Origin of the sequence: Pantoea allii (assembly GCF_002307475.1) — a bacterium.
Lineage (GTDB): Bacteria > Pseudomonadota > Gammaproteobacteria > Enterobacterales > Enterobacteriaceae > Pantoea > Pantoea allii.
This window is the reverse complement of the sequence record NZ_NTMH01000021.1, coordinates 1-6,487: the sequence shown is the minus strand read 5'-3', so window position 1 is coordinate 6,487 and position 6,487 is coordinate 1. Positions and strand designations below refer to the sequence as shown.

General features: G+C 49.7%; 4 protein-coding genes and 4 tRNA genes. 7 read left to right on the top strand and 1 reads right to left on the bottom strand.

The features are described from left to right. The first annotated feature begins 357 nt into the window (after positions 1–357). Together murB and birA are read left to right on the top strand one after the other, a co-directional pair. Complete coding sequence (gene murB, locus CMR03_RS07175; RefSeq protein WP_096011185.1) at positions 358–1,395, top strand: UDP-N-acetylmuramate dehydrogenase; 1,038 nt, start codon at positions 358–360, stop codon at positions 1,393–1,395. Continuing rightward, entirely contained in the window at positions 1,392–2,351 is a 960-nt protein-coding gene (gene birA, locus CMR03_RS07170) for a bifunctional biotin--[acetyl-CoA-carboxylase] ligase/biotin operon repressor BirA (RefSeq protein WP_096011184.1), read from the top strand. Before murB ends, birA begins: the two co-directional genes overlap by 4 nt. Positions 2,352–2,396: 45 nt before the next feature. Here birA and coaA read toward each other — a convergent pair whose 3' ends face one another. After that, complete coding sequence (gene coaA, locus CMR03_RS07165; RefSeq protein WP_063877939.1) at positions 2,397–3,344, bottom strand: type I pantothenate kinase; 948 nt, start codon at positions 3,342–3,344, stop codon at positions 2,397–2,399. 1,350 nt (positions 3,345–4,694) lie between these two features. Between coaA and CMR03_RS07160 the strand changes: the two genes are divergently transcribed. The 5 genes from CMR03_RS07160 to tuf form a co-directional block, all read left to right on the top strand. Beyond that, a tRNA-Thr gene (locus CMR03_RS07160) sits at positions 4,695–4,770 on the top strand. A gap of 7 nt (positions 4,771–4,777) precedes the next feature. Continuing rightward, a tRNA-Tyr gene (locus tag CMR03_RS07155) sits at positions 4,778–4,862 on the top strand. 193 nt (positions 4,863–5,055) lie between these two features. After that, a tRNA-Gly gene (locus tag CMR03_RS07150) sits at positions 5,056–5,130 on the top strand. A gap of 5 nt (positions 5,131–5,135) precedes the next feature. Then, a tRNA-Thr gene (locus tag CMR03_RS07145) sits at positions 5,136–5,211 on the top strand. 107 nt (positions 5,212–5,318) lie between these two features. Continuing rightward, positions 5,319–6,487, top strand: a 1,169-nt coding sequence (gene tuf, locus CMR03_RS07140; protein ID WP_028715865.1) for an elongation factor Tu, incomplete at its 3' end; no start/stop codon positions are given.

Below are 6,487 nucleotides of genomic sequence, written 5' to 3'. Positions count from 1 at the left end.
TGTGGGGTCTCCCCATGCGAGAGTAGGGAACTGCCAGGCATCAAACAAGTGAAGAAGCCCTGAACGAAAGTTCAGGGCTTTTTTACGTCCGTAACCGTTGGAAAGCGGGTCTTCAAGATCGCTCCTCCTGCTTTATTGCCTTCTGCACATAGCCATTCTTATCCTCATATGTGACACAACCGCAAAATCATCCTGTATTACCCTGCTTGTACCTGCTCAATTCGCTCTGTTTCCGCTGCTATTGAGATTATTCAAGAGCAACAGCATCCCAGAAAGCCATTCACCGCACGCAATTTCCCCCGCATTATCGTTGTGATGCGGTAAACTACGGCCAGATTAACCAGTTAAGGCCGTCTCATGTCCAGTTCGAACACCTCATTAAAAGCCGACAACACGCTGGGGCTTGATGTCAGCGCAAAAACACGCATTGTCGCCGAAACGCCTGAAGCGATACTTTCAGCCTGGCAAATGAGCCAGCACAATCAGCAACCTTTTTTGGTCCTTGGGGAAGGCAGCAACGTGCTGTTCCTTGAAGACTTCGCGGGCATTGTCGTGATCAACCGTATCAAAGGGGTTGAGATCCGCGATGAGAATGAGAGCTGGAAACTGCATGTTGGGGCGGGTGAGAACTGGCATCAACTGGTGAAAACTACGCTGGAGAAAGGGATTTCTGGCCTGGAAAACCTTGCGCTCATTCCTGGAATGGTGGGATCAGCACCTATCCAGAATATTGGCGCTTATGGGGTAGAGTTAAAAGATGTATGTGAGTACGTCGACGTGCTGAATTTGCATACCGGCATCACGCAACGCCTGAGCCGGGAGGGGTGCCAGTTTGGTTACCGTGACAGTATTTTCAAACACCAGTACCAGTCAGGCTATACGATTATTGCCGTCGGTTTCTCATTAAAAAAACACTGGCAGCCCGTCCTCACCTATGGTGATTTAAAAACGCTGAATCCTGCGACGGCAAATGCCTGGGATGTCTTCCATGCGGTCTGCCATATGCGACAGAGTAAATTACCGGATCCGAAAATAACCGGTAACGTGGGCAGTTTTTTTAAAAACCCGGTGATAACAGGCCCGCAGGCTGCTGCGTTGCTGAATGAGTACCCGACGATGCCACATTACCCTCAGCCTACAGGTGATATTAAACTTGCAGCAGGCTGGCTTATCGATCAATGCCAGCTCAAAGGCTACCGGATTGGCGGTGCGGAAGTTCACCAGCAGCAGGCTTTAGTGTTAATCAACGCTGGAAATGCCACACCTGATGACATTGTCGCTCTGGCAAAAAGCGTGCGCGCGCACGTAGGTGAAAAATTTAATGTCTGGCTGGAGCCAGAAGTCCGTTTCATTAAGGCACAAGGTGAATGCAACGCTGTAGAGGTAATCTCATGAAGGATCACAGCGTACCATTGAAATTAATCGATATCCTGGCAGATGGCGAATTTCACTCTGGTGAGCAGCTAGGAGAAACGCTTGGCATGAGCCGTGCGGCGATTAATAAGCATATTCAAACGCTGAAAAGTTGGGGCCTTGACGTGTATACCGTGACGGGTAAAGGCTACAGTTTCCCTGCACCGCTTCAGTTACTGAATGAACAAGAGATTCTTGCTCAGCTGTCCCAGCCTGATATTGCAGTCATACCAGTGATTGATTCAACGAATCAGTATTTACTCGAACGCATGAATTCACTGCCCTCAGGATCGGTCTGTGTTGCTGAATATCAGCAAGCAGGGCGAGGACGACGTGGGCGGCACTGGTTTTCGCCTTTTGGTGCCAACCTCTATATGTCTATGTACTGGCGTCTGGAACAGGGACCGGCTGCTGCAATGGGGCTCAGTCTGGTGATTGGTATCATTATGGCAGAGACCCTGCAGTCGCTGGGTGCCCAAGACGTACGGGTGAAATGGCCCAACGATATTTACCTTAATGACAGAAAGTTAGCAGGTATTTTAGTCGAATTAACCGGTAAAACCGGCGATGCCGCTCATATTGTCATTGGTGCCGGAATAAATCTGGCGATGAGAAATGCCGAAGCAGCCCAGATTAATCAGGGCTGGATTAATTTGCAGGAAGCTGGCGTAACCATTAATCGTAACGAGCTTGCGGCAAAACTGATCAATCGCCTGCGTGAAGCATTACCCGTATTTGAGCAGGAAGGCTTAGTCCCCTTTGTCGCGCGCTGGGCTGAACTGGATAACTTCATTAATCGCCCGGTGAAATTACTGATTGGCGAACGAGAAGTGCACGGCATCGCTCGCGGTATTGATAACCAGGGTGGTTTGCGGCTTGAACAAGACGGGATAATTAAATCGTGGGTCGGGGGAGAAATATCGCTTCGACCGCTTTGAGGAATAAATAAAGCCTGCTTTTTAGCAGGCTTTATATACCGTTGACTATTTTCTGAGACGCAGCTTTTCTACCGCATGGTTCCCGCTTTTAGTCATAATCAAACTGGCCCTTTCACGTGTAGGAAGAATATTTTCCTTAAGGTTCAACCAGTTAATTTCTTTCCACAACGCGCCGGCAATGTTCACAGCCTCGTCCTCAGGCAACTGAGCATAGTGGTGAAAATAAGAGTTGGGATCGGTAAAAGCGCCCTGACGAAATTTCAGAAAACGATTCACATACCAGCGCTGTAATAGATCTTCTTCCGCATCTACGTAGATTGAAAAATCCACAAAATCAGAGACAAAAACATGATGCGGATCGTGAGGATAATCCATGCCACTCTGCAGCACATTTAATCCTTCCAGAATCAGAATGTCAGGTTGCTTAACCACCTTGTCACCATCCGGAATCACATCATAAATTAAATGGGAATAGACGGGAGCCGTGACCTGGCTGGCCCCTGACTTAAGGTCAGAAACAAATTTAACCAGCCGATGCATATCATAGGATTGAGGAAAGCCTTTTTTCTTCATTAAGCCGCGTTCTTTAAGCACAGCGTTGGGATGAAGAAAACCATCTGTCGTAATGAGCTCAACCTTACGGTGTCCGGGCCAGCGGCTCAGAAGCGCCTGTAAAACACGGGCGGTAGTACTTTTGCCAACCGCGACGCTGCCTGCAATGCTGATGATATAGGGAATTTTTTGCCCATTCGTTCCCAGAAACTGTTCCAGCACGGCCTGGCGGCGGACATTTGAACTGATATAGAAATTAAGTAAACGTGAGAGTGGCAGATAGATTTCTGCCACTTCTTCAATTGAAAGATCTTCATTGATCCCTTTCAATTGGGCGATCTCATCCTCTGACAGCGTCATGGGAACCGAGTCGCGTAATGCCGCCCACTGTTCACGTGTGAACTGTAAATAAGGCGTGGTGAGTGATGTCGTTTTATCCATAAGTATACATTTGACTGCAGATTCAAACCGATCTGTACATTTTGCCGATCACTATCCGGGTAGTGTAGAGAAATGAATTGCCGGTCACAGGGTTATTAACGAGAACAATGGGCTGGAGGGTATCACCAGTATAGCTTTTAAAAGAAGTAAAAAATAAACAGTAAACTGCTTTCGCAAGGCTCACCGCAGATTTTGATAAATCTTCAATGTAGGGACTTGAAATCTTTAATCGTTATGCTTTTTTATCCTCGTTGAGGCATCAGCCACTTCTTAAGTAAAAATGGCAGTAACCGTCATTACGTCTGGATAGCCATATATTGAGGATATGCCGCACATTGACATCGGGTCTTGTAGACATAATTAGCACCCATGTTGATACCACAGTGCAGTAGTCGTACTCAGCATGCTGTCTGAAAGCTGCACCAGGCACATAAACCATGTGCTGCCACGCCTTCTCTGGCGTTAAGACATCCCCGCTGGAGGTGGTCCCCGCTTCCCCTGTCGCGTTGTGCACGTCCCAACAGGCTGTCTGAAAGCTGCACCAGGTACATAAACGATGTGCTGCCACGTCTTACTCTGGCGTTAAGCGCATTCCCGCTGCCTGTGGTCTCTGTTTCCCCTGTCGCGCTGTGCACCCTTATCAGGCTGTATGAAAGCGACACCAGGCAGATCATCATGGGCTTACATCTCTTGCTGTGGCGTTAAACCTATCCCCGCTGGGTTGTTCTCTCAGCGGCTCCTGTCACGCCAGTTTGTCCACACAGGCTCTCTGTCAGCTGCCATGATGCGTCAGGCACATGCACAGGGGCTTTCTCTATAACGTTAAGCACATCCTCGCGACTTGTGTCTCGGCATCTCCTGTCGCGCTAAGCACGTCCACGCAGGCTTATTATCTGTCACTGTAGAATTACGGGTTGTCTCCCACCTTCCTCTGTCACATCACACTTCCCCGAAGGAGCGGTCTGCATCTCTCCATCTAAGGCGGATCATCATGACAAGCAGTGATTGGTGACGGATTTTTTAGGGATGCAGCTCGTGCTGAGGCTTGTGTGACTGCACGATTTAAATTGAAGCGCGGTTTAGTCGGTTGAAAACTGAGCAGTTAATACATTTTTTTGCTGAGTAAGCCAAAAAACGTGATGCAGCCGGACAAATAAAGGGGCAATACCCTGCAGGGCGCAAAAAGGCCAGGGCGAGAGTGAAGAGAAATTTTGACCAGTAATTGGGTGTTATTTCTGCAGATCGGGGATAAATTGCGATGCTTTGCACAAATAGTAAGCGATAGAACAAAAACAGTGATTTTTTTGTTGCATCCTTCTGCCGACCTTCCTAGAATGCGCGTCACTTGATGCCGGCTTAGCTCAGTTGGTAGAGCAACTGACTTGTAATCAGTAGGTCACCAGTTCGATTCCGGTAGCCGGCACCATCAAGTAGGTGGGATTCCCGAGCGGCCAAAGGGAGCAGACTGTAAATCTGCCGTCACAGACTTCGAAGGTTCGAATCCTTCTCCCACCACCATCTCAACCCCCGGGTTGAGAAACAGATAAACAACCTGTTTGTCTGGCAGGTGAGTCACTTCTTCTCACCCTGAATTCAGATTGGGTGTAAGCTCAGTCAAAGCCAGTCAGCTCCGCTGACAGGCGAAGAATAATAGGGGACTTCCCCTGTTATTCACAAGCTACAGAAAGAACAGGTAGCCGAGTTCCAGGATGCGGGCATCGTATAATGGCTATTACCTCAGCCTTCCAAGCTGATGATGCGGGTTCGATTCCCGCTGCCCGCTCCAGATGTGCTGATATGGCTCAGTTGGTAGAGCGCACCCTTGGTAAGGGTGAGGTCCCCAGTTCGACTCTGGGTATCAGCACCACTTCCTTTATCTCCCTCCTGATTTTTCTCTGTAACTCCTTGCAGTCAGGCAATGCCTGGTTAATGTGACTATATCTTTGATATATCCGTGTCTTAGAGGGACTAGCGATGGCTAAAGAGCAATTTCAACGTAACAAACTGCACGTAAACGTGGGAACCATCGGTCACGTTGACCACGGTAAAACCACCCTGACTGCAGCTATCACCACCGTTCTGGCTAAAACCAACGGTGGTCAGGCACGTGCGTTCGACCAGATCGACAGCACCCCGGAAGAAAAAGCACGTGGTATCACCATCAACACTGCACACGTTGAGTATGAAACCCCGTCTCGCCACTATGCGCACGTTGACTGCCCAGGCCACGCCGACTATGTGAAAAACATGATCACCGGTGCTGCGCAGATGGACGGCGCGATCCTGGTTGTTGCTGCGACTGACGGCCCAATGCCGCAGACCCGTGAGCACATCCTGCTGGGTCGTCAGGTAGGCGTTCCTTACATCATCGTGTTCCTGAACAAGTGTGACATGGTTGATGACGAAGAGCTGCTGGAACTGGTTGAGATGGAAGTCCGTGACCTGCTGTCACAGTACGACTTCCCGGGCGACGATACTCCAATCGTTCGCGGTTCAGCTCTGAAAGCGCTGGAAGGCAACCCAGAGTGGGAAGAGAAAATCGTTGAGCTGGCTGGTCACCTGGATAACTACATCCCGGACCCGGTACGTGCAATCGATATGCCATTCCTGCTGCCAATCGAAGACGTATTCTCAATCTCTGGTCGTGGTACCGTTGTGACCGGTCGTGTAGAGCGCGGTATCGTTAAAGTCGGCGACGAAGTTGAAATCGTGGGTATCAAAGATACAGCGAAATCAACCTGTACCGGCGTTGAAATGTTCCGCAAACTGCTGGACCAGGGTCAGGCAGGCGAAAACTGTGGTGTTCTGCTGCGCGGTATCAAGCGTGAAGACATCCAGCGTGGTCAGGTACTGGCTAAGCCGGGCTCAATCAAGCCACACACCAAGTTTGAGTCAGAAGTCTACGTTCTGTCTAAAGACGAAGGTGGCCGCCATACTCCGTTCTTCAAGGGCTACCGTCCACAGTTCTACTTCCGTACCACAGACGTGACCGGTTCAGTAGAGCTGCCAGAAGGCGTTGAGATGGTCATGCCGGGCGACAACATCAAAATGGTTGTTACCCTGATTCACCCAATCGCAATGGACGAAGGTCTGCGCTTCGCCATCCGCGAAGGCGGCCGTACCGTTGGCGCGGGCGTTGTTGC

Coding starts and splice junctions, on each gene's coding strand:
- murB (WP_096011185.1), top strand. CDS start 358: ATGTCCAGTTCGAACACCTCATTAAAAGCCGACAACACGCTGGGGCTT.
- birA (WP_096011184.1), top strand. CDS start 1,392: ATGAAGGATCACAGCGTACCATTGAAATTAATCGATATCCTGGCAGAT.
- coaA (WP_063877939.1), bottom strand. CDS start 3,344: ATGGATAAAACGACATCACTCACCACGCCTTATTTACAGTTCACACGT.